At 57.5% G+C, this 781-nt stretch carries 2 protein-coding genes; both read right to left on the bottom strand.

What is annotated here, in order from left to right; all coding sequences use genetic code 11:
* The coding region (locus tag PH547_RS33755) for a transposase (RefSeq protein WP_285170491.1) at nt 1-218 on the bottom strand (218 nt) is incomplete at its 3' end.
* Between the two features lie 96 nt (nt 219-314).
* Nucleotides 315-781: IS630 family transposase (locus PH547_RS33750; protein ID WP_285170489.1), on the bottom strand; the 467-nt coding region annotated here is incomplete at its 5' end.

The following is a 781-nucleotide window of genomic DNA, read 5'->3' as shown; positions in this document are numbered from 1 at the left end:
TGACCGACGAAATGCAGTAACGACTGATGCTTGGACGAAACCCTCGCCGGTGCCGTTACCGCTGCCAGAGGCTCGACACTCTTGCGCTCCACCGGCAGCATGAGGCCAAGGCAGTAATCCTTCAGCGGCTCTGCCCGATCGGCATGGCCGATCACATCGACAAGCCTCTCGACATAATCCGCAAAGTCTGATTCACTTCTTCCGCTCAGGCCATTCATCTCAGCTTGCTCCTGCTGACCACGAATCGCCACGCTAGCACATCATCGCAAACCGCGAATCTCCCGTTTTTTGTGACTCATACGGCTTCTCATTGATCAGAACGCATTGGCCCATTCTCTGCGTCCGATGGACATGATGCGCCAGGGCTGACTTTCGAGTTTTCGCCATGCGTCGCAACAGTGATTGACGATATCGTCGTAGGATTTGAAGACTCGGTTCGAGAGCCAATTCTCGCGCATGAAGAGCCAGAGGTTTTCGACCGGCTTCAACTCTGGCGATTTCGGCGGGAGCGGCAGGATCGTTATGTTTTCGGGCACGACGAGATTGTTGGACATGTGCCATCCCGCCTGATCCATGATGAGGATGGCATGGGCGTCATCGGCGACATGACGGGCGATTTCGGCCAGATGCTGCGTCATCGCGTAGGTGTCGCACCACGGCATGACCAGCGCTGCCGCTTTGCCGAGCTTCGGGCAGATTGCGCCAAAGATGTAGGCCGATCTGGTGCGTTGATCATGCGGCGCTGAAGGTCGCGTTCCGCGCTTGGCCCACCGGCGCGTGA

The sequence above is a fragment of the Rhizobium cerradonense genome (genome assembly GCF_030182455.1).
Classification (GTDB): domain Bacteria; phylum Pseudomonadota; class Alphaproteobacteria; order Rhizobiales; family Rhizobiaceae; genus Rhizobium.
The sequence above is the reverse complement of the archived record's forward strand: the minus strand, read 5'-3'. Positions and strand labels throughout refer to the sequence as shown.